Genomic DNA, 19225 nt, shown 5'->3' with positions numbered 1-19225 from the left:
CGGGGGACTACGGGCGCCTCAGGCCTTCTTCTCGGGCAGGTTGAGGCGGATGTGAAGCTCGCGCAGCTGCTTGGGGGTCGCCTCGGAGGGCGCGCCCATCATCAGGTCCTCGGCGCGCTGGTTCATCGGGAACAGCACCACCTCGCGGATGTTCGGCTCGTTGCACAGGAGCATGACGATGCGGTCCACGCCCGGCGCGATGCCGCCGTGCGGCGGGGCGCCCATGCGCAGGGCGTTGAGCATGCCGCCGAACTTCTGCTCCAGCACCTCGTGGCCGTAGCCCGCGATGGCGAAGGCCTTCTCCATCACGTCCGGACGATGGTTGCGGATCGCGCCCGAGGACAGCTCCACGCCGTTGCAGACGATGTCGTACTGGAACGCCTTGATCCCGAGGATCCGCTTGGTGTTCACGCCGTTCTCGTCCTCGCTCGCGAGGGCGTCGAGGTCGAGCGCGAGGAACTCCTCGCGGTCGATGTTCGGCATCGAGAACGGGTTGTGGGAGAAGTCGATCCGCTTCTCCTCCTCGCTCCACTCGTACATCGGGAAGTCGGTGATCCAGCAGAACGCGTACTGGTCCTTGTCGCAGAGGCCCAACTCGTCGCCGATCCGGACGCGCGCCTTGCCGGCGAGCCCGGCCGCCTTGGCCTCCGGGCCGGCGGAGAAGAACACGGCGTCGCCCGCCTTCGCGCCGGAGCGCTCGGCGATCAGGGCCTGAACCTCGGCCGGGATGAACTTGGCGATCGGCCCCCTGCCGGTGAGCGCGCCGTTCTCCTCCTCGAACACGACGTAGCCGAGTCCGGGCGCGCCCTCGGAGCGGGCCCAGTCGTTGAGCTTGTCGAAGAACGAGCGCGGCTGGCTCGCCGCGCCGGTCGCCGGGATCGCCCGGACGACGCCGCCCGAGGCGACCACGCCCTTGAACGCCTTGAACGCCACGTCCTCGCGGGCGAACAGGTCGGAGACGTCGGCTATGATGAGCGGGTTGCGCAGGTCCGGCTTGTCGACACCGTACTTCAGCATCGAGTCCGCGTAGGTGATCCGCGGGAATTCCCCGGTGACGCGCTTGCCCTCGGCGAACTCCTCGAACACGCCGCGCAGCACCGGCTCCACCGCCTGGAACACGTCCTCCTGGGTGACGAAGCTCATCTCGATGTCGAGCTGGTAGAACTCGCCCGGCGAGCGGTCGGCGCGGGCGTCCTCGTCGCGGAAGCAGGGCGCGATCTGGAAGTAGCGGTCGAAGCCCGCGATCATCGTCAGCTGCTTGAACTGCTGCGGCGCCTGCGGGAGCGCGTAGAACTTGCCGGGATGGACGCGCGACGGCACGAGGTAGTCGCGGGCGCCCTCGGGCGACGAGGCTGTCAGGATCGGGGTCTGGAACTCGAAGAAGCCGCCCTCGCGCATCCGGCGGCGGAGCGAGTCGATGATCGCGCCGCGCTTCATGATGTTGGCGTGGAGCTTCTCCCGGCGCAGGTCGAGGAAGCGGTACCGGAGCCGCGTCTCCTCCGGATACTCGAGGTCTCCGAAGACCGGCAGCGGCAGCTCGCCCGCCGGCCCCAGCACCTCGAGGTCGTCGATGTAGACCTCGACCGCGCCGGTCGGCAGCTCGGCATTCTCGGTGCCGGCCGGGCGCGTGCGCACGCGCCCGTCGATCCGCACGACCCATTCCGAGCGCACGGCCTCGGCGGCCTTGAAGGCCGGGGAATCGGAATCGATCACGCACTGGGTCAGGCCGTAATGGTCCCGCAGATCGACGAACAGCACGCCCCCGTGGTCGCGGATGCGGTGGCACCAGCCGGAGAGGCGGACACTCTGCCCGACGTCGGACGGGCGAAGCGCCCCGCAGGTGTGGGAACGGTAACGGTGCATGACGGGCTTCTTCTGTGGGAAGGCCGGCACCATTCACGCGAGGCCCCCCAAGTCAAGCGCGGGGCGGGCAGAACGGCGCCGAAAGCCGCGCGCGACTCGCCCGCCGGCCTACCGCAGGAGACCCCGAATCCCCATATCATCCCAATGAACGACAACCTCTTTTTCGATCTGGAGCGCCCCGCGAAGGCGGCGCCCGAACGCGCCGCGGCCGGGTGGCGGACGCTGCCCCTCGAGGGCCGGTTCGACCTCGTCTACGAGGACGCGGCCGGGGCCTGGAGCAACCGCTCCCTCGACGCCCGCGAACTCAGGCTCGGGCCGGGGCGGACGCTGCTCGGCGGCATCGATGCCCGGCGCGGCGGCTATCGCGGGTTCCGGGTCGACCGGATCCGCCGCCTCGTCGACGGGGCCACCGGCGAGCGGATCGAGACCGGCATCCTCGACCGCCTGCTCGCGCGCGCCGAGGCCCAGCGTCGGGCCGACGCGCTGCGGATCCGCCGGCAGGCGCGGGCGCGCCGGAAGGCGGCGGTCGCGGCCGTGGCGTGATCGCGGTCGCCGCGTCGCGCGTGAACGGTCGCGCGTGAATGCGTGAAAGATGGGGACCTGCGAAGCCGCGTCTCCCCATGTCCGCCGCGGTTGCGTATAGCCGGTGCATGGACCTGATCACCACCACTGACGCGCTGTGCCAGATCTGCACACGTCTCGCCGAGCAGCCCTTCGTGACCGTCGACACGGAGTTCATGCGCGAGACGACGTATTATCCGAAACTGTGCCTGATCCAGATGGCGGCACCGGACGGGACCGGCGTCCTGGTCGATCCGCTGGCGCCGGGGATCGACCTCGGGCCGTTCATCGCCCTCATGTCCGACGAGGGCACCGTCAAGGTGTTCCACTCCGCCCGCCAGGACCTGGAGATCATCTGGCTGATCGGCGGAATCCTGCCGCACCCGTTCTTCGACACGCAGGTCGCCGCCATGGTCTGCGGCTACGGCGATTCCGTCTCGTACGAGCAGCTCGTCAACGACGTCGCGAAGGCCAAGATCGACAAGTCCTCCCGCTTCACCGACTGGTCGCGGCGCCCGCTCTCGGAGGCGCAGCTGACCTACGCGCTGTCCGACGTCACCCACTTGGTGAAGATCTACGAAGTCCTCGTCGCCGAGCTGCTGCGGACCGACCGCGGCGCCTGGCTCGACGAGGAGATGGCGGTGCTGACATCCCCCGAGACCTACCGCGCCGATCCCGCGCAGGCGTGGCGCCGCCTCTCCGGCCGCATGCGCAAGCCGCGGGAGATCGCCGTGCTGATGGAGGTCGCGGCCTGGCGCGAGAGCGAGGCGCAGACGCGCAACGTGCCGCGCGGGCGCGTCCTGAAGGACGAGGCGGTCATCGATATCGCGTCGGCGGCGCCGCGGAGCGCGGAGGCGCTCGGGCGGCTGCGGACGATCCCGGCGGGCTTCGAGCGCTCCCGGACCGGGGCCGACATCGTCGCCGCCGTGGAGCGCGGTCTCGCCCGCGACACGAGCGCCGTGCGGATGCCCGAGCGCGTGCGGCGGAGCGGCGGCAACGGCGCGATCGTCGAGCTCCTGAAGGTCCTGCTGAAGGCGGTCTGCGAGGCCGAGGGCGTGGCGCCGAAGATCATCGCCACGGTCGACGATCTGGAAGCGGTCGCCGACGACGACGACGCCGAGGTCCCGGCGCTGCAGGGCTGGCGCCGGACGCTGTTCGGCGAGAAGGCGCTGGCGCTGAAGCAGGGACGGCTGGCCCTCTCGGTCGAGTCCGGTCGCATCGTGGTCCGTCCCCTGGAGGCCGAACCTGTCGGCGGCGGCGGCGACCCGGACGAATGACGCCGCGGCGGCGCTGATCGCACAAACCGCACTGGCGGGCGTGACTCGCCGCGGGTCCGGGATTAAATGGCAATCGTGTTGCCGCTTAATCCCGCCCCTGCGTCCCGCGTATGTTCGAGCCGAACGAGATCCTCAAGACGCTGACCGGGCGCGGTCTCGTGTCGGCCGAAGGGTGTGAGGCCGTCCGCGTCCGCTACCGGGTTGTGGTCGAGAGGCGCGAAGGCGGTGTCGTCGCCTACGGCAATCTGTACGGCAGCTACGCGGGCCTGCGGCCGGTCTGGCTCGAGCCGGATGCCCAGCTCCGTCTGTCCAACGGCCGTCGTCTCAACATCTCCGTGACCGACCTGATCGGCGACACTGCGGAGTTCGAGAGCACCGGGCCGGTCGGCGCGGTCTGATAGCGGCAAAAGCCGTTCCGCAGATTCCAAGAAAGACCAAATTGGTCCGCGCGCGCGACCCATCCCGATTCTCAAAAACGGGATGATTCGGCAATTTGCCGCGCGCGAACCCCACCGATCCGGCGGGGATCCGCGGAAGAACGGGATGCGGCGACTGGGCGCAGACCGGGCTTTCGGGAAAATTCGGCAACATATAGCCGCCGAAGCGTCTTGCAGTGCAGTCCGGGGATCCGCCACGGCCGTGCGACCGGACCTGCCTAAATCCCGCTCACCGCGCGGGGGACGCATGCTTAAGCGCAGCAAAGCTCGCCTGTTTGCAAGGTCTGCATGGGAAACGGACACATCCCCGTGAGACCGGGGTCAGAGGAGCCGGCCTCTCTTGTGCGTCGCAACATTTCTTTTCGCAAACGCATGACATCCGTCGTGCCTGTGTCACCCGAAAAGAAGCTTTCACCGTGTGCCCACAGGCGTCGAACAGCGAGTTGACGGCGCTCAAAAATCTCTTAAGGTCCGGGCAAGCCTCGGTTTCGAGGGAGACGCCTCAGGGATGGCGGCTCCTGGCTAGGGGATCAGTAGATCTCCTCGAAGTCCACTATGCCCGCTACCGAGGCGTCCATCCCTGTCGCAAACAGTCAGGTCGGAGTCCGAGCGACGCCACTCTCTTCGCGCGCCGTGAGAACTCTCAAGACTTGTCGGAGGAACCCATGAGAGCGGTACATCTCCTTGCGCTCGGCGCAGGTGTCGCGGCCGTCGCCGCGCCGGCGCTGGCCAATGAAAGCGTCATGAAGGGCATCGCCAACCCGGCGGAACAGGTTCTTCAGACGGTAGACTACGCGAATACGCGCTACTCGAAGCTCGACCAGATCAACGCCAAGAACGTCAAGGACCTGCAGGTCGCCTGGACGTTCTCGACCGGCGTGCTGCGCGGCCACGAGGGCTCGCCGCTCGTCGTCGGCAACATCATGTACGTGCACACGCCGTTCCCGAACATCGTGTACGCCCTCGATCTCGACCACGACGCGAAGATCCTCTGGAAGTACGAGCCGAAGCAGGATCCGTCCGTGATCCCGGTCATGTGCTGTGACACGGTCAACCGTGGTCTGGCCTACGCCGACGGCGCCATCCTCCTGCACCAGGCCGACACCACCCTCGTGTCGCTCGACGCCAAGACCGGCAAGGTCAACTGGTCGGTCGTGAACGGCGACCCGAAGAAGGGCGAGACCAACACCGCGACGGTTCTGCCGGTCAAGGACAAGGTCATCGTCGGCATCTCGGGCGGCGAGTTCGGCGTGCAGTGCCACGTCACCGCCTACGACCTGAAGACCGGCAAGAAGGTGTGGCGCGGCTACTCCGAGGGCCCGGACGATCAGCTGATCGTCGACCCGGAGAAGACCACCTCGCTCGGCAAGCCGATCGGCAAGGATTCCTCGCTGAAGACCTGGGAAGGCGATCAGTGGAAGACCGGCGGCGGCTGCACCTGGGGCTGGTTCTCGTACGACCCCAAGCTCGACCTGATGTACTACGGCTCGGGCAACCCCTCGACCTGGAACCCCAAGCAGCGTCCGGGCGACAACAAGTGGTCCATGACCATCTGGGCGCGTAACCCGGACACCGGCATGGCCAAGTGGGTCTACCAGATGACCCCCCACGACGAGTGGGACTACGACGGCATCAACGAGATGATCCTCACGGATCAGAAGATCGACGGCAAGGAGCAGCCGCTCCTGACCCACTTCGACCGTAACGGCTTCGGCTACACGCTGAACCGCGCGGACGGCACCCTCCTCGTCGCCGAGAAGTTCGACCCGGCCGTCAACTGGGCGACCAAGGTCGACATGGACAAGGGCTCGAAGAACTACGGCCGGCCGCTGGTCGTGTCGAAGTACTCGACCGAGCAGAACGGTGAGGACACCAACTCCAAGGGCATCTGCCCGGCGGCGCTGGGCACCAAGGATCAGCAGCCTGCGGCCTTCTCGCCGAAGACCAACCTGTTCTACGTGCCCACCAACCACGTCTGCATGGACTACGAGCCGTTCCGGGTGACCTACACCCCGGGCCAGCCCTACGTCGGTGCGACCCTCTCGATGTACCCGGCCCCGAACTCGCACGGCGGCATGGGCAACTTCATCGCGTGGGACGGCGTCAACGGCAAGATCAAGTGGACGAACCCCGAGCAGTTCTCGGTGTGGTCCGGTGCTCTGGCCACCGCTGGCGACGTCGTGTTCTACGGCACGCTTGAGGGCTACCTGAAGGCGGTCGACGACAAGACCGGCAAGGAGCTGTTCAAGTTCAAGACCCCGTCGGGCATCATCGGCAACGTGATGACCTACCAGCACAAGGGCAAGCAGTACGTGGGCGTCCTCTCGGGCGTCGGCGGCTGGGCCGGCATCGGCCTCGCGGCCGGCCTGACCGACCCGAACGCCGGCCTCGGCGCGGTGGGTGGCTACGCGGCTCTGTCGCAGTACACCAACCTCGGCGGTCAGCTGACGGTCTTCGCCCTGCCGAACTAATCGGCCGCAGGGTTTGAAGTGAAAAATGGTGCCGGCGCGGGTTCCCGCGCCGGCATCCTTGTGATTAGACTTTCTCGCAAGAGGCTGCGTCTCGGAGGGAGACCAAGAGCCTCGATCAAGGGAGACACATGCGTTGCTCAACCTCAGCAAGATCGTAACGCGGCCGGTTATCGCCGCCCTCGCCCTAGCGACCGTCTCGACGGTTGCCGTACATGCTGAGGATGCCAAGCCCGCCGACCCCAAGCTGGCGAATTCGCTGAACGCGAACGACAAGACCGCCGAGCAGGACGAGAAGCTCCTGAAGAAGGACGCGGCCGTGAAGGTCGACGACGGCAAGTACTTCGACGCCGAGGGCCACCCGACGTTCCACGTGACCCAGGACGGCAAGATGCTCGACTGGTACACCTACTCGGGCTACCGCCGCTATCACGCCGAGTGCCACGTCTGCCACGGCCCGGACGGCATGGGCTCGACCTACGCGCCGGCCCTCAAGGACTCGCTGAAGCACCTCTCCTACGAGGAGTTCATCGGCATCCTGGCGGGCGGCAAGCAGGAAGTGAACGCCGCCGAGCAGAAGGTCATGCCGGCCTTCGGCGACAACAAGAACGTCATGTGCTACTCGGACGACCTCTACGTCTACCTCAAGGCGCGCGCCTCCGGCGCGATCGGGCGTATCCGTCCCTCTGAGCACGAGGGCAAGCCCGAGACCGCCAAGAAGGCGGAGAAGGAATGCATGGGCGGCTGATGTCGTCTCCTGCCCGGATCGCCGTTCTCTGCGCCCTGACCGTCTTCGGGGCGCAGGGCGCGCTCGCCCAGCATCTGCCGGATACCGTCACCACGGACGTTCTGCGCGTCTGCGGTGATCCGGGCAACATGCCGTTCTCCGAACGCAAGGAGGACGGCTTCGAGAACAAGATCGCGGCGATCATCGCCGACGAGTTGAAGATCAAGGTCCGCTATTACTGGCTGACGCAGGGTCCGGGCTTCGTGCGCAACACGCTCGGAACCGGTCTGTGCGACGTCATCATGGGCCAGGCCTTCGGCAGCGACCTCGTCCAGACCACCAATCCCTATTATCGATCGGCCTACACGCTGGTCACCCGCGCGGGCGAACTCGACGGGGTGACGGCCCTCGACGACCCGCGGCTGAAGGGCAAGAGCATCGGCGTGATCGCCGGGACGCCGCCGGTCAACCGGATGGGCGAACTGGGCCTCGTCTCGGCCATGAAGGCCTACGCACCCTACCAGCTCGACCCGTCCCGCAAGCACCAGACGGTCGCTGCCGAGATCGTCGCGGCCCTGGCCGCGAAGGAGATCGACGCGGCCGTCCTCTGGGGCCCGGCCGCGGGCTGGCTCGCCAAGCAGTCCGGCACGCCCATGAGCGTCGTGCCGCTGCTCAAGGAGCCGGAGCGTCCGCCGATGGCGTACCGGATCGCCATGGGTGTCCGGATCGGCGAGAACGACTGGAAGCGCTCGCTGAACACCATCCTGCGCAAGCGCAAGGCCGACATCGACAAGGTCCTGCGCGACTACGACGTGCCGCTCCTCGACGAGGAAGAGAACAAGCTCGTCGCCCCCGGCGAGCGCTGACGCGCGCCGCAGTCGCCGCGCGTGCCACCATCAGGCGCGCGCGATGCCGGTCGAGTCGAGCTTCGCCAGGGCGTCTACCACGCGCTCGCCGCCGATGACGAGGTCGGGCGCGATCTCCGCCAGCGGGACGAGCACGAAGGCCCGCTCGCGCACGTAGCGGTGCGGCAGGACGAGGCGCGCGTCGTCGATGCTGGCGCCCTCGTAGGCCAGGACGTCGATGTCAATCACACGGGGCCCCCAGCGCTCCTCGCGGATCCGGCCGAGGTCGTGCTCCACCCGCAGGCAGGCGTCGAGCAGCCCGTGCGGATCGAGGTCGGTCTCGACCGCCACGGCCCCGTTGAGGAACCACGGCTGGTCGGTCTTGCCCCAGGGCGGGGTCCGGTAGTCGGCCGAGCGCGCCACGACGTCGATGCCCGGGATCGCGGCGAGACCGGTGACCGCGCGGTCGAGCATGGCGGCCATGTCGCCGACATTGCTGCCGATGCCGAGATACGCCCTCATCGACCGGCTCCGCGTCGGCGCGTGATCGCCACGCCGACGCTGTCCAGGATGGCGGGGACGGGCGCGCTCGGCTTGTCGACCTGCACGGTGATGGCGTCGACCTGCGCGAAGCGCGCGAGGATCTCCGCGGCGACCGTCTCGGCCAGGGCCTCGATCAGGTTGAACCGGCGCTCGGTGGCGATCGCGACGGCCACCGCCGTGAGATCCGCGTAGCTCACCGTGCCGGCCACGTCGTCGGAGCGGCCCGCCGGGCCGAGATCGAGTTCCGCTTCGAGGGAGATGTAGAAGCGCTGACCGAGCACCGCCTCCTCGGCCAGCACGCCGTGCCGGCCGAACACGGCGATCCGGGTGACGCGGATCAGGTCGCCCGCCATGCTCAGCGCGCCTCCGGCCGCATCACGGCGTCGACGACGCGCATCGCGTCGATATGCGCGGCCACGTCGTGCACGCGCACGATGTCGGCCCCGAGGGTCGCCGCGACGGCGTGGGCGGCGAGGGACCCGTGCAGGCGGTCCGCCGGACGGGTCTCGCGGTCGTGCAGGCGTCCGAGGAGCGACTTGCGCGAGACGCCGACGAGGACCGGAAAGCCGAGGGCGCGGATCTCGGGCAGCCGCCGCAGCGCCTCGAGATGCTGATTCCAGGTCTTGCCGAACCCGACCCCCGGGTCGAGCACGATCTCGGAATCCGCGAGGCCCGCCCGGTGGGCGATCGCGAGGGACCGCTCGAAGAAGGCCAGCATGTCGGCGACGATGTCGAGCTCCGGCTCGATCGTCTCGCGGTTGTGCATGATGATGACCGGCGCGCCGTGGGCGGCCGCGACGTTGGCGATGTCGGGCTCGCGCTGGAGGCCCCAGACGTCGTTCACGATCCGCGCGCCGGCCTCGAGCGCGACGCGCGCGGTCGAGGCCTTGTAGGTGTCGATCGAGATCGGCACCGGCAGCCGCGGCGCAACGGCCCGGATGACCGGCACGACGCGCGCCTGCTCCTCCTCGGCGGGGACCGGAACGTGGCCGGGCCGCGTCGATTCCCCGCCGACGTCGAGGATCGCCGCCCCCTCGGCGACCAGCCGCTCGGCCTGGGCCACGGCCTCGGCCTCCCCGGCGAACAGGCCGCCGTCGGAGAAGGAATCGGGCGTGACGTTGAGGATGCCCATGACCAGCGTGCGGCCGCCGAGGGCCGGCAGCAGGTCGGACAGGCGGGAAGAGGGGGTCACAGGCGGGTCCCGTTCACGAGCGCGGTTCGGGAGCCGGTGTGCGCGAATCGGGAGGCCGGCGCAACGCCGGCCTCGCCGTGCGGCTCAGACCTGCGCGTCAGCCGTGATAGCAGCGGATCTCGGCCTCGGCCTGGGCGCGGCGCAGCTCCGCGACCTTGTCGTCGAAGATCTTGGTCGACTTGAACTCGTTCGCCCGGTTGCCGATGCCCTGCCGCATCGAGAGCACTGTGCTCGCCTGGACGTACTTGTCGTACGGGAGGATCGCGGCGAGCTGGTCCAGCGAGCACGAGCATTTCTGCAGGCTCTCGCGGGTCTGGCCGTTGGCGGCCATGCAGCCGAACACGTAATCGACCCGCGCGTCGGTCGGGTAGTCGTTCTCCTCGGCGGCCCAGCCGGCCAGGCCCGACAGCGTCAGGGCGAGGGCGGCCAGCGCGCCCCGTTCAGCCAGCCTTCTGATCATAGCTCAACTTCTCCTCAAGCAGCTCGCCGCCGTCCGGGCTCTTCGACGACGCCTCGATCGAGACGATCTCGCCCGGGACCGAGGGCGCGGTGACGAAGGTATAGGTCATGTCGTCCATGCCGCGCATGCGCTGCGCCATCGCGTCGCCCGCGAACGGCTTCGTGACCACGCGCCAGCCGTCGACCTCGCGGCCGCCGATATCCACCTTGGTCGGCGTCACCGTCGCCTTCTCGCGCAGGCCCTTGCGGATCGCGAGCTTGAGGTAGCGCGGGTTCGCCTCCAGCACCTTCGCGACGGCCCGGAGATGGTTCTCCAGGAACAGCGAGACGACCGGGTTGCCGGACATATCCTCGAACGGACCGGCCGGCATCCGGTTTAGCCCGGAGAACATCACGACGCTGATGTCGCGGCCCTCGGCGGTCTTCCCCGGCGTCACCTTCAGCTGGACCGTGTCCTCCAGCGGCGCCCCGAACGGCCCCTTGGAGATCCCCGAGCGGCGCAGGTAATCGTAGGTCAGCGTCGAGCCCGGCGCCGTGTTCTTCATGTGCGGCTGGTCGAACAGCAGATCCGCCGCGGAGGGCGGGGCGGCGGCATTCGCCGGGGTAACGGTGGCGGGCTTCGGCGCGTCCTCGGCGAGGGCCGGCAGCGCGGCCAGGGCCAGCGCGACCGACGTCGCGGCGAGGCCCCTCACGACAAGACTTCTCACGAGTTCACTTCCTCCTTGAGCGGCGACCGGACGTTGCTGCCGATCGTCCGGTAGACGTAGTCGGGCGGGTTCTCGGCCGCCTCCTCGGTGGCGAGCGCCCGCACCTTGGCGTGGAGCGGCGAGAGCGAGCAGGCCGGGTCCGTGGCGGCCGCGTCGCCGGCGAGCGCGAGTGCCTGGCAGCGGCAGCCGCCCCAGTCCTTCTCGCGCCGGTCGCAGGAGCGGCAGGGCTCCTTCATCCAGTCGGTGCCGCGATAGGCCGTGAAGGCCGGCGAGTCGCGCCAGATCTCGCCGAGCGAGCGGTCGTTGACGTTCCAGAACTCCAGCCCCGGGATCGTCTCGGCCGCGTGGCAGGGCAGGACCTTGCCCTGGGGCGTGACGTTCATCAGCTTGCGGCCCCAGCCGCCCGCGCAGGCCTTCGGGTACTTCGCGTAGTAGTCGGGCACGACGAGGTCGATGACGAGCTGGCCCTTCAGGCGCTCCCGGGCCGCCTCGACGATCCGGATCGACTCGTCGACCTGCGCCTTGTCGGGCATCAGGGCGGCGCGGTTGACGTAGGCCCAGCCGTAATACTGCGTGTGCGCCACCTCGAGCCGCTTGGCGCCCATCTTCACCGCGAGATCGATGAAGCCCGCCACCTCGTGGATGTTGCCGCGGTGGATCACCGAATTCAGCGTGAGGGGCAGGCCGAGCTCGACCACCTTGGCGGCGAACGCGAATTTCTGCGGCTGGGCGTTCTTCAGGCCGCCGATCTTCTCGGCGTTCTGCGCGTCGACGCCCTGCACCGACAGCTGAACGTGGTCGAGCCCGACGTCGTAGAGGTCCTGCAGCTTGGCGAGCGCCCCGCCGACGCCGGAGGTGATCAGGTTCGAGTACAGGCCGAGATCGGCGCAGGTCTTGGTGATCTCGACGATGTCGTTGCGCGCCGTCGGCTCGCCGCCGGACAGGTGCACGTGCAGGACGCCGAGCGCCGCGGCCTCCCCGAGCACGCGCTGCCACGTCCGCGTGTCGAGCTCGCCCGACCGGCGGTCGAGCTCCAGCGGGTTCGAGCAGTACGGGCAGCGCAGCGGGCAGCGATGGGTCAGCTCGGCGAGCAGACCGACCGGGGCCGGGGCGTCGGGGCGGTTCGGCGTCAGCGCGTTCATCGCTCGAGAACCCGTTTCTCCGCGAGGCCGTCGAGCATCACCAGGATGTCGGCCTCGATGGCGCGGGGATCGGCCGCGTAGGTCTTGCCCAGCTCGTCCGCGATGTCGGCGACGCTGCGCGCGCCGTCCACGAGCTTCAGGACCGCCACGGCGTTGTCGTCGAGGTCGAAGGTGCGCTCGGGTGCGAGCAGGACCCACTTGCCGCGGGTCTCGTCGTTGCGCAGCCGGACGCCGCGCGGCAGCCGCGGGCGGTCGCCGGCCGCCATCTTCCCGCCGGTCGCACCCGGCCGGGCCGGCGACACCTCTGCGACCAGACCCTCACCGGGCTGCCACGCGTCCGGCGGGACCATGCCGGGGGCCACGTAGGCGAAGTACAGGGCGTCGAGCTGCGTCCACAGCACGGTGCACTTGAACGTCAGCGCCGCCATCGCCTGCCGCTGCAGCTCCGGCGTCGTGGCGTGCTGCTTGACGTAGTCCAGGGCGAAATCCGCGTCCCGCGGTGCCTGGGTCAGGCGCTTGTCGAAATAGGCCAGCGTGTCCTTGGTGATGAAGTCGTAGTTCTTCAGCATCCCGGCGACGCGCTCGGAGATGATCGTCGGCGAGAACATCTCGGTCAGCGACGAGGCGATCGCCTCCAGGAGCGACCGCTCGGAGACGAAGTGGACGTAGGCCTCGACCGAGAACTTCGTGGCCGACAGGATGCCGCGGGTCGACAGCACGTAGTCGCGGTCGAAGCCGACGCCCTCGGCCAGCTTGAGCCAGCGCTCGATGCCGCCGTCGCCCTCGTGGTCGCCGTCGTGGTCGACGATCCGCTGGCGCCAGATCCGCCGCAGCGACGCGTCGGTCATCCGCGCCAGCACGGCGGCGTCCTTCACCGGGATCATCGCCTGGTAGTAGTAGCGATTCAGCGCCCAGGCCCGGACCTGGTCCTTCGACAGCTTGCCGTCGTGCAGCAGCCGGTGGAACGGGTGCAGGTTGTGGTAGCGGCGCGCGCCGATGTCGCGCAGGGCCGCCTCCAGTTCCTCGGGACTCAGGAGACGCTGGCTGTCGGCGGCATCGGGGGTCGGGAAAATGGCGTTCATGGCGTGTCCGGCGTCCGTCCTCAGGTCGCGTTTCCTGTGTTCCGATCCCGCCCTCGTGCGCGGGGCGACTGTCCGGGCTCAGCCACGATATAGTGCCGTCCCCCCGGGCGCCCAACCGTCGACGGCGCCCGTCGGCCGCGCATTCGGCCGCGGCGCCCAGATCCGGCGGGCCGTCGGCGCCCCGCCCTAGAGCGTCAGGCTCAGCCCGTCATGCGCCACGGTCCAGCCGGCCGCCTCGACATCGGCCCGCTCCGGCGAGCCCTCGACCAGGACCGGGTTCGTGTTGTTGATGTGCACGAAGACGCGGCGCCCGATCTCGACCGAAGCCAGGGCGTCGATCGAACCGTTCTCGCCGCGCATCGGCACGTGGCCCATGCGCCAGCCGGTCTTGGTGCCGACGCCGGCCCGGATCATGTCGTCGTCGTGCAGGACGGTTCCGTCGAACAGCAGCGCGTCGACGCCCGCGATCCGCGCGCGCAGACCGTCCGTCACCCGGGCACATCCGGGGATGTAGGCGAGCCGCCGGCCGCCGGCCTCGATCAGGGCGCCGACCGTGGTCTCGGTCTCGGCGCCGATCTGCATGGTCTCGTCCTCGAGCCAGAGCGGCACCTTGCCGGGGACCGGGAAGAGGGTGACCGACAGGCCGGGGAGGGGCTCGAAGCGCTGGTCCATGCCGATCGGCTGACGGGCGACGACGCCCTCGGCCATCACGTCGAAGACGCGGTTGGCGTTGACCGAATCGAGGATCCCGCGCGTGCCGTAGAGGGTGTAAGGCTGACCTTCGCGCAGGGTCAGGAGACCCGCGACATGGTCGACGTCGCCGTTGGTCAGGAGCACGGCGCGGATCGGCGAGTGGCGCAGGCCCTCGCGCGGATGCATCTGCGCATTGTCGAAGAGCTGTTGCCGGATATCCGGCGAGGCGTTGATCAGCAGCCAATCCGACCCGTCCGCGGAGACCGCGATGCTCGACTGGGTCCGGGGCCGCACCCGGTCCGGCTCGGACCGCGCCAGCGTGCAGATGGGGCAGCGGCAATTCCACTGGGGAAGGCCGCCGCCGGCCGCGGAACCGAGGATCACGACGCGCATGGTGCGGCTCCCGAGATCCCCGGCCCGTGAAACTCAGTTGAAGGTGTCGATCTCGGCCGACTCGTAGCTCGTCACTTCCATGCCGACGCAGATCTCGGACACGATCGGGGCAGCCCACTTCATGGTGTTTCTCCTCAGGCAACATCTACACCGAGTGTCACGCGGTTCCTAAGAGGACCCTAAGACACTGATGGCGCTCTCATTTCCGGCGCCGGAGAGGTATCGACGATTCACGCGCGGGCTTCAAGCACTAAGTTGCCGGATCCTCCCAAATTTTTCGTGAGAGACTTCCTAAGCGTCCGGAACCCATCGCGAAATGGGCGGACCTGCGACTAAAGTACAGGGGCCTACTGCCGGAAGTCGGGACCGCGCAGTTCCAGCATGAAACCTTTACCCCGCACGGTGACGAGGCCGGGCCCGCCGTAGCGCACGAAATCGGCCATCTTGGAGCGCAGGTAGCCGATATAGACGTCGACCACGTTGAGGGAGAGCCCGCCCTGGCTGGCCCACAGCCGGTCGAAGATGTCGGCGCGCGAGACCGGCTTGCCGATATTCTCCATCAGCATGGCGAGGAGGTCGGCCTCGCGGGGCGTGAGGCGGGCGCTCGCCTCGCCGCAGCTCGCCTGCCGGGTCTCGAGGTCGAGCATCAGCTTGCCGGCGGTGATGCGCGAGCGCGGCGCCTCCGCCTGCTCGCGGCGCATCAGGTGGGTGCGCAGGCGGGCCACCAGCTCGTCGAACTCGAAGGGCTTGATGATGTAGTCGTCGGCGCCGAGCGCCAGGCCCTCGGCCCGGTCGCGGATCTCGTCGCGGGCCGAGAGGAACAGGATCGCGCCCGGGAAGCCGCCCTCGCGCAGGGACCGGCAGACGTCGTGGCCCGAACCGTCCGGGAGGTTGATGTCGAGCAGCACGGCGCCGGGGGCCGGGTCGTGGGCGGCCTTCAGGGCCTCGTCGACGCAAGCCGCCGTCCCGACCTCGAATCCCTCGGCCTCGAGACCCCGGGCGAGGAGGCCGCGGATGTCGATATCGTCCTCGACGATCAGGATCCGCGTCATGCGGCCGACTCCTTCACCTGCGCGCCCAGTTGAGCGCCCAATTCGGCGCCAACGGCTGCGCCGTCGACCGGGCCCGTCTCCCATGCCGGATCGCAGGCCGGGATGTCCAGGGTGACCCGGGCCCCGCGCCCGTCCGCCCCGGGACCGAGCCGGATCGTGCCGCCGTGCTGCTCCACGATCCACCGCGCCAGCGCGAGCCCGATGCCGAACCCGGTCTCGTCCGGTCCGGCGCCCGAGCCGCGCTTGAAGCGCTCGAACAGCGCGTCCTCCGACGCGCCGAAGCCCGGTCCGTCATCCGTGATGGTGATCCGTCCGACCAGCCCGGGCCCTGCCGACAGGGCGACCTCGACCCGGGTGAGGCCGGCGGCGTGGCGGAGCGCGTTGTCGACGAGGCTCTCGACCGTCTGGCGCATCCACTCGCGGTCGGCGAGGCACTCGACGTCCCGGCAGCCGGGATCGAGGGTGAGGCCGACGCGGCGGCGCGCCGCCTCGGAGCTCATGTTGTCCACCGCCTCCGCGAGGACCTGGGCCAGACCCAGACGGCGCTTGTCGAACGCGATCTCGCCGGATTCCGAGCGCGCGACGCGCAGGAGGTCCTCGACGCGCAGCTTGAGGCGCTGCGCCCGCTTCTTGATCGTCGCGAAGACCGGTCCCGGATCGGCGCCCCGGGACGCGCCGCGCAGGGCGAGGTCGCACTCGCCCAGGATCACCGTCAGCGGCGTGCGCAGCTCGTGGCTGACATCGGCGAAGAAGCGGCGGCGGGACTGATCGACGGCCTCGAGTCGGGCGTTGGCGGCGCGCAGATCCGCGGTCCGCGCCGCCACGGTGTCCTCCAGCGCCGCGCGGTCGGCCGCGACCCGCGACTCCCGCCGGGCGAGGCGGGCGGCCATGCGGTTGACGTTGGTCATGAGCAGGCCGAGCTCGTCCCGCGTGGCGACGGAGAGGCGCGTGTCCAGGGCACCGTGGCCGATGGCGCTCGCGGCGCGGCGGACCTCCTCGATGCGGGCCAGGGTCGGCCGGGTGACGCCGCGGTAGAGGATCGCCAGCAGCACCAGGGCCGCGGCCACCGCGGCGGCCGCGGCCACCCGCAGGCGCTCCGAGAGCGCCCGGGCCTCCTCGGAACCGAGCGCCATGCTGCGCCGCTCGGCCTCGATCAGGAAGGAGAGCGGCTGCCCGGTCATGGCACCGAAACCGTTGAGCGCGCCCTTGATCGCGTCCTGGCGCCGCTCCGGCTCGGTCTGGCGGCTGATCAGCGACACCTGCCGGTCCAGCACCGCGCGCGCCGCGCGCAGCTGCGCCATGGGACGGGTGCGGGCGGCGTACTGCATCCGGTCGGCCGGGTCGTCGCTCGGCGGGAAGCTCTTGGCGAGCGCCTCGTCCACGGTGGTCAGGGCGCGGTCGGCGTTGTCGCGGGCGATCGCCATCGCCTCGGGCTGGCCGTCGGGATTGCCGACCGTCTCCACCGCCGCGAGACCGAACTGCGTGAGGCGGCCGGACAGCTCGGCCAGCAGCTCCAGGCGCCGCTGGGCCTCGAGGGTCCGGTCGACGGTGCGCTCCGCCGCGCCGATCGCGGCCAGCGCGGCCGCAGCGGCCAGCATCACCACGATGGCGGTGCCGCCGAGCAGCAGCGCGAAGCGGACCTTCAGCGAGCGCATCGTCCCCGTCCCGCCCTCAATCCCGCCGTGCAGGCGGGCCCGAGCATGGCACCGCCGGAGCGCCGAACCAAGGACCCGTCACAGATCCTTCGGCAGGCTGCCCTTCGCGGCGCAGCGCCACCGCTCCACGTGCCATTCCGGGTGGGCCGCCTGCCACGTCGCGAGCGCGCTCTGCGAGTTGCGCAGGCAAACGAAGGGACTCGATTTCTCGAAGGACATCTCGATCCGGTCCTCGCGGCAGGTCGAGGGCTGGGCGACGAGACAGATCGACAGCAGAAGCAGCATGGGCGCCTCCCCGGGCTGCCGGCCTCGTGCGGGCCGGCTTGGCGGGGAGCATAGGACGCGTCCACGCCCCTTGCCCAGGCGGCGTCAGGCCGCGACCCAGATCTCGCCCTTGGCGATCGTCGCGAGGTCGCCGGAATAGCGGCGCAGCGGCTTGCCGAGGAGGTCGGCGTGCTCGGCGCTGAGGCCGCGCAGGGCCTTGGCCAGCAGCCGCAGGAACACGAGGTCGTGCGTCCCGGTCTCCACGAAGGTCGGCGAGATCCGGCCGTGGCTGCCGACGAGGAGCGTCCCGCGGCGCATGCCGAAGCCGGGATGATCGCCCACCGCGAGCGCCGCCAGGGTGCCGGCGATCATGCGCGAGCCCGCGAAGGCGCCCGCGCGCCCGGCCACGATCGTCCCGCGCCGCATCCGGTCGCCGAGATGGGCGCCGGCGCTGCCGCGGATGATCAGCGTCGCGCCGTCGAGGCCGGCCTTCGCGGCGTAGACCGCGCCGCCGGCATAATCCCCGGCATCGCCCTCGACGGTGATCGTGCCGCCGGTGGCGCCGGAGGCCGCGTAGGGCCCGGCATGGCCGGTGACGGTCAGGCTGCCGCCCGCCATGCCGGCGCCGAGGCGCTGGCCGACATCGCCGGTCACCCGGATCGTACCTTCGGACAGCGACGCCCCGACCCGGTCGAGGCGCTCGTGGCCGCCCTCGATGGTCAGGGTGTCGGAGCCGTCCAGCGCAACCGCGAAGCAGTCGCCGAGGCGCACGCCGGTCCGGGTCGTCCCGATCTCGAGGCGCTCGGCCTCGCCCTGGGACAGGCGGCCGAGCGCCCGCGGGTTGACGTTCAGGAGGTCCAGGCGCTCGGGCGGGGCCGCGCGCAGGGTGAGGGTGCTCACGGCTCAGCCCTCCGGCTTGGCGCTGTCGCGCGCGATCAGGTCGCGCAGGTGGTAGTGGTGGCGGCCGAGATTGCCGCCGTAATTGCCGGCCGTGACGGCGATCAGGCCGTGCTTGCCGCCGATCTCGGTGGCGGCGTGCAGGCCGGCGCGCATCGAGTCGGACACGCCCTGCGAGGTGAGGGCGTCGATCACGATCTCCAGCACCACGCCGCACTCGGCCGGGAGCGCCGAGCCGGCGCGGCCCTTCAGGGTCGGGCAGTAGGCGTCGTTCGTCGAGGCCATCATGCCCTTGGTCCGGCCGCCGACCTTGGAGCCGGAGCGGACGATGCCGCCCGGGAACGGCAGGATCGCGCCCGGGACCGCCTTGGCGGCCTCGACGGCGATCTCGGCGACCTTGAGCGTCTCGGCGTGGTTCCGCCCGAGGAACAGCAGGTTGCCGCCGCCGACCGCGCCGTCGACGGCCCGGACCGAATCCTCGCAGAGGAACTCGCCGTCCATCACCGGAATGCGCCAGTAGCGCCGGGCCTTGCCGGTGGCGTCGGGCAGGCGCTTGGCCACCGCGAACCCGTCGCCGAAATAGCGGATCGCGCCGCCGAGCTTGATCTTGGTCGGCCCGTCGACGCCCGCGTAGCAGGCGGTGCCCGGACAGGTGAGGATGCACTGGCCGACGCGCTTGATCAGCTGGTCTTTGAGGCCGTTCGGCTCGAAGCCGAACAGCAGGATGCGCACGCCCGGCCGGCCGTCCGGCGTCTCCTCGGGCGACAGCTCGGCGTCGATGCCGGCCTCGGCGCCGCAGCCGATCACCGAGGTGGCGAAGCCGGTCATCGTGGTCGCGGCGATCATCGCCCACTTGGCGGTGTCGTTCGTGACGATGATGGCCGTGCCGGCCACGTCGAACGCCTCCGCGAAGGTGTCGACGACCGGGATGCCGTTGAGGGTGAGGTCAGACATCGTACTTCCCGCGG

The 19225-nt window shown here is 69.9% G+C and carries 21 protein-coding genes; 6 read left to right on the top strand and 15 right to left on the bottom strand.

The genetic code is table 11. The features are described from left to right. Positions 1-18: 18 nt before the first annotated feature. Positions 19-1863: an aspartate--tRNA ligase gene (aspS, locus tag ACLBYE_RS01200; RefSeq protein ID WP_447692695.1), complete on the bottom strand. Its 1845-nt coding sequence runs from the start codon at positions 1861-1863 to the stop codon at positions 19-21. A 144-nt stretch (positions 1864-2007) separates the two neighbouring features. Here aspS and ACLBYE_RS01195 point away from each other — a divergent pair, with 144 nt between their 5' ends. The 6 genes from ACLBYE_RS01195 (at position 2008) to xoxJ (ending at position 8199) form a co-directional block, all read left to right on the top strand. Next, complete coding sequence (locus ACLBYE_RS01195; protein ID WP_020091817.1) at positions 2008-2406, top strand: hypothetical protein; 399 nt, start codon at positions 2008-2010, stop codon at positions 2404-2406. A gap of 107 nt (positions 2407-2513) precedes the next feature. After that, on the top strand, positions 2514-3701 hold the full coding sequence (gene rnd, locus ACLBYE_RS01190; protein WP_447692694.1) for a ribonuclease D: 1188 nt from the start codon (positions 2514-2516) through the stop codon (positions 3699-3701). Positions 3702-3811: 110 nt separating this feature from the next. Continuing rightward, positions 3812-4099 carry a hypothetical protein gene (locus ACLBYE_RS01185; RefSeq protein WP_020091819.1) on the top strand — a complete coding sequence of 96 codons (288 nt, stop codon included), beginning with the start codon at positions 3812-3814 and terminating at the stop codon, positions 4097-4099. A gap of 704 nt (positions 4100-4803) precedes the next feature. Next, positions 4804-6609, top strand: a complete 1806-nt coding sequence (gene xoxF1, locus ACLBYE_RS01180) for a lanthanide-dependent methanol dehydrogenase XoxF1 (RefSeq protein ID WP_447692693.1) — start codon at positions 4804-4806, stop codon at positions 6607-6609. Positions 6610-6742: 133 nt separating this feature from the next. Next, positions 6743-7354 (top strand): c-type cytochrome, methanol metabolism-related, encoded by a 612-nt coding sequence (locus ACLBYE_RS01175; protein ID WP_447692692.1) that lies wholly within the window; start codon positions 6743-6745, stop codon positions 7352-7354. After that, on the top strand, positions 7354-8199 hold the full coding sequence (xoxJ, locus tag ACLBYE_RS01170; RefSeq protein WP_244526844.1) for a rare earth element methanol dehydrogenase accessory protein XoxJ: 846 nt from the start codon (positions 7354-7356) through the stop codon (positions 8197-8199). Before ACLBYE_RS01175 ends, xoxJ begins: the two co-directional genes overlap by 1 nt. A gap of 30 nt (positions 8200-8229) precedes the next feature. On the opposite strand, the gene folK is transcribed toward xoxJ, so the two are convergent. The 14 genes from folK to fhcD all read right to left on the bottom strand — a co-directional run bounded on the left by folK (position 8230) and on the right by fhcD (position 19211). Further along, positions 8230-8700, bottom strand: a complete 471-nt coding sequence (gene folK, locus ACLBYE_RS01165) for a 2-amino-4-hydroxy-6-hydroxymethyldihydropteridine diphosphokinase (RefSeq protein WP_132366958.1) — start codon at positions 8698-8700, stop codon at positions 8230-8232. Then, complete coding sequence (gene folB / locus ACLBYE_RS01160; protein WP_020091824.1) at positions 8697-9074, bottom strand: dihydroneopterin aldolase; 378 nt, start codon at positions 9072-9074, stop codon at positions 8697-8699. Before folB ends, folK begins: the two co-directional genes overlap by 4 nt. A gap of 2 nt (positions 9075-9076) precedes the next feature. Then, a complete protein-coding gene (folP, locus tag ACLBYE_RS01155) occupies positions 9077-9913 on the bottom strand; it encodes a dihydropteroate synthase (RefSeq protein ID WP_447692691.1) in 837 nt (278 codons plus the stop codon). A 97-nt stretch (positions 9914-10010) separates the two neighbouring features. Next, positions 10011-10373, bottom strand: a complete 363-nt coding sequence (locus ACLBYE_RS01150; RefSeq protein ID WP_091678351.1) for a hypothetical protein — start codon at positions 10371-10373, stop codon at positions 10011-10013. Continuing rightward, positions 10354-11079 carry a hypothetical protein gene (locus ACLBYE_RS01145; RefSeq protein WP_447692690.1) on the bottom strand — a complete coding sequence of 242 codons (726 nt, stop codon included), beginning with the start codon at positions 11077-11079 and terminating at the stop codon, positions 10354-10356. The genes ACLBYE_RS01150 and ACLBYE_RS01145 overlap by 20 nt, the downstream gene beginning before the upstream one ends. Continuing rightward, positions 11076-12221 (bottom strand): pyrroloquinoline quinone biosynthesis protein PqqE, encoded by a 1146-nt coding sequence (gene pqqE, locus ACLBYE_RS01140; RefSeq protein WP_447692689.1) that lies wholly within the window; start codon positions 12219-12221, stop codon positions 11076-11078. Before pqqE ends, ACLBYE_RS01145 begins: the two co-directional genes overlap by 4 nt. Beyond that, entirely contained in the window at positions 12218-13303 is a 1086-nt protein-coding gene (pqqC, locus tag ACLBYE_RS01135; RefSeq protein ID WP_447692688.1) for a pyrroloquinoline-quinone synthase PqqC, read from the bottom strand. Before pqqC ends, pqqE begins: the two co-directional genes overlap by 4 nt. A gap of 186 nt (positions 13304-13489) precedes the next feature. Beyond that, positions 13490-14389: a pyrroloquinoline quinone biosynthesis protein PqqB gene (pqqB, locus tag ACLBYE_RS01130; RefSeq protein ID WP_447692687.1), complete on the bottom strand. Its 900-nt coding sequence runs from the start codon at positions 14387-14389 to the stop codon at positions 13490-13492. 33 nt (positions 14390-14422) lie between these two features. Then, the gene (gene pqqA, locus ACLBYE_RS01125; protein ID WP_012317526.1) at positions 14423-14512 is read right to left on the bottom strand and encodes a pyrroloquinoline quinone precursor peptide PqqA; all 90 of its coding nucleotides are present in this window, start codon (positions 14510-14512) and stop codon (positions 14423-14425) included. Positions 14513-14736: 224 nt separating this feature from the next. Then, positions 14737-15441, bottom strand: a complete 705-nt coding sequence (locus ACLBYE_RS01120) for a response regulator transcription factor (RefSeq protein WP_020091831.1) — start codon at positions 15439-15441, stop codon at positions 14737-14739. Next, complete coding sequence (locus ACLBYE_RS01115) at positions 15438-17096, bottom strand: ATP-binding protein (RefSeq protein WP_447692686.1); 1659 nt, start codon at positions 17094-17096, stop codon at positions 15438-15440. The genes ACLBYE_RS01120 and ACLBYE_RS01115 overlap by 4 nt, the downstream gene beginning before the upstream one ends. Positions 17097-17174: 78 nt before the next feature. Beyond that, positions 17175-17381, bottom strand: a complete 207-nt coding sequence (locus ACLBYE_RS01110; protein ID WP_012317529.1) for a hypothetical protein — start codon at positions 17379-17381, stop codon at positions 17175-17177. Between the two features lie 84 nt (positions 17382-17465). Then, positions 17466-18260 carry a formylmethanofuran dehydrogenase subunit C gene (locus ACLBYE_RS01105; protein ID WP_447692685.1) on the bottom strand — a complete coding sequence of 265 codons (795 nt, stop codon included), beginning with the start codon at positions 18258-18260 and terminating at the stop codon, positions 17466-17468. Between the two features lie 3 nt (positions 18261-18263). Beyond that, complete coding sequence (gene fhcD / locus ACLBYE_RS01100) at positions 18264-19211, bottom strand: formylmethanofuran--tetrahydromethanopterin N-formyltransferase (protein WP_020091835.1); 948 nt, start codon at positions 19209-19211, stop codon at positions 18264-18266. Between the last annotated feature and the right edge of the window lie 14 nt (positions 19212-19225).

The organism is Methylobacterium sp. A52T (assembly GCF_053346095.1).
The sequence above is the reverse complement of the archived record's forward strand: the minus strand, read 5'-3'. Positions and strand labels throughout refer to the sequence as shown.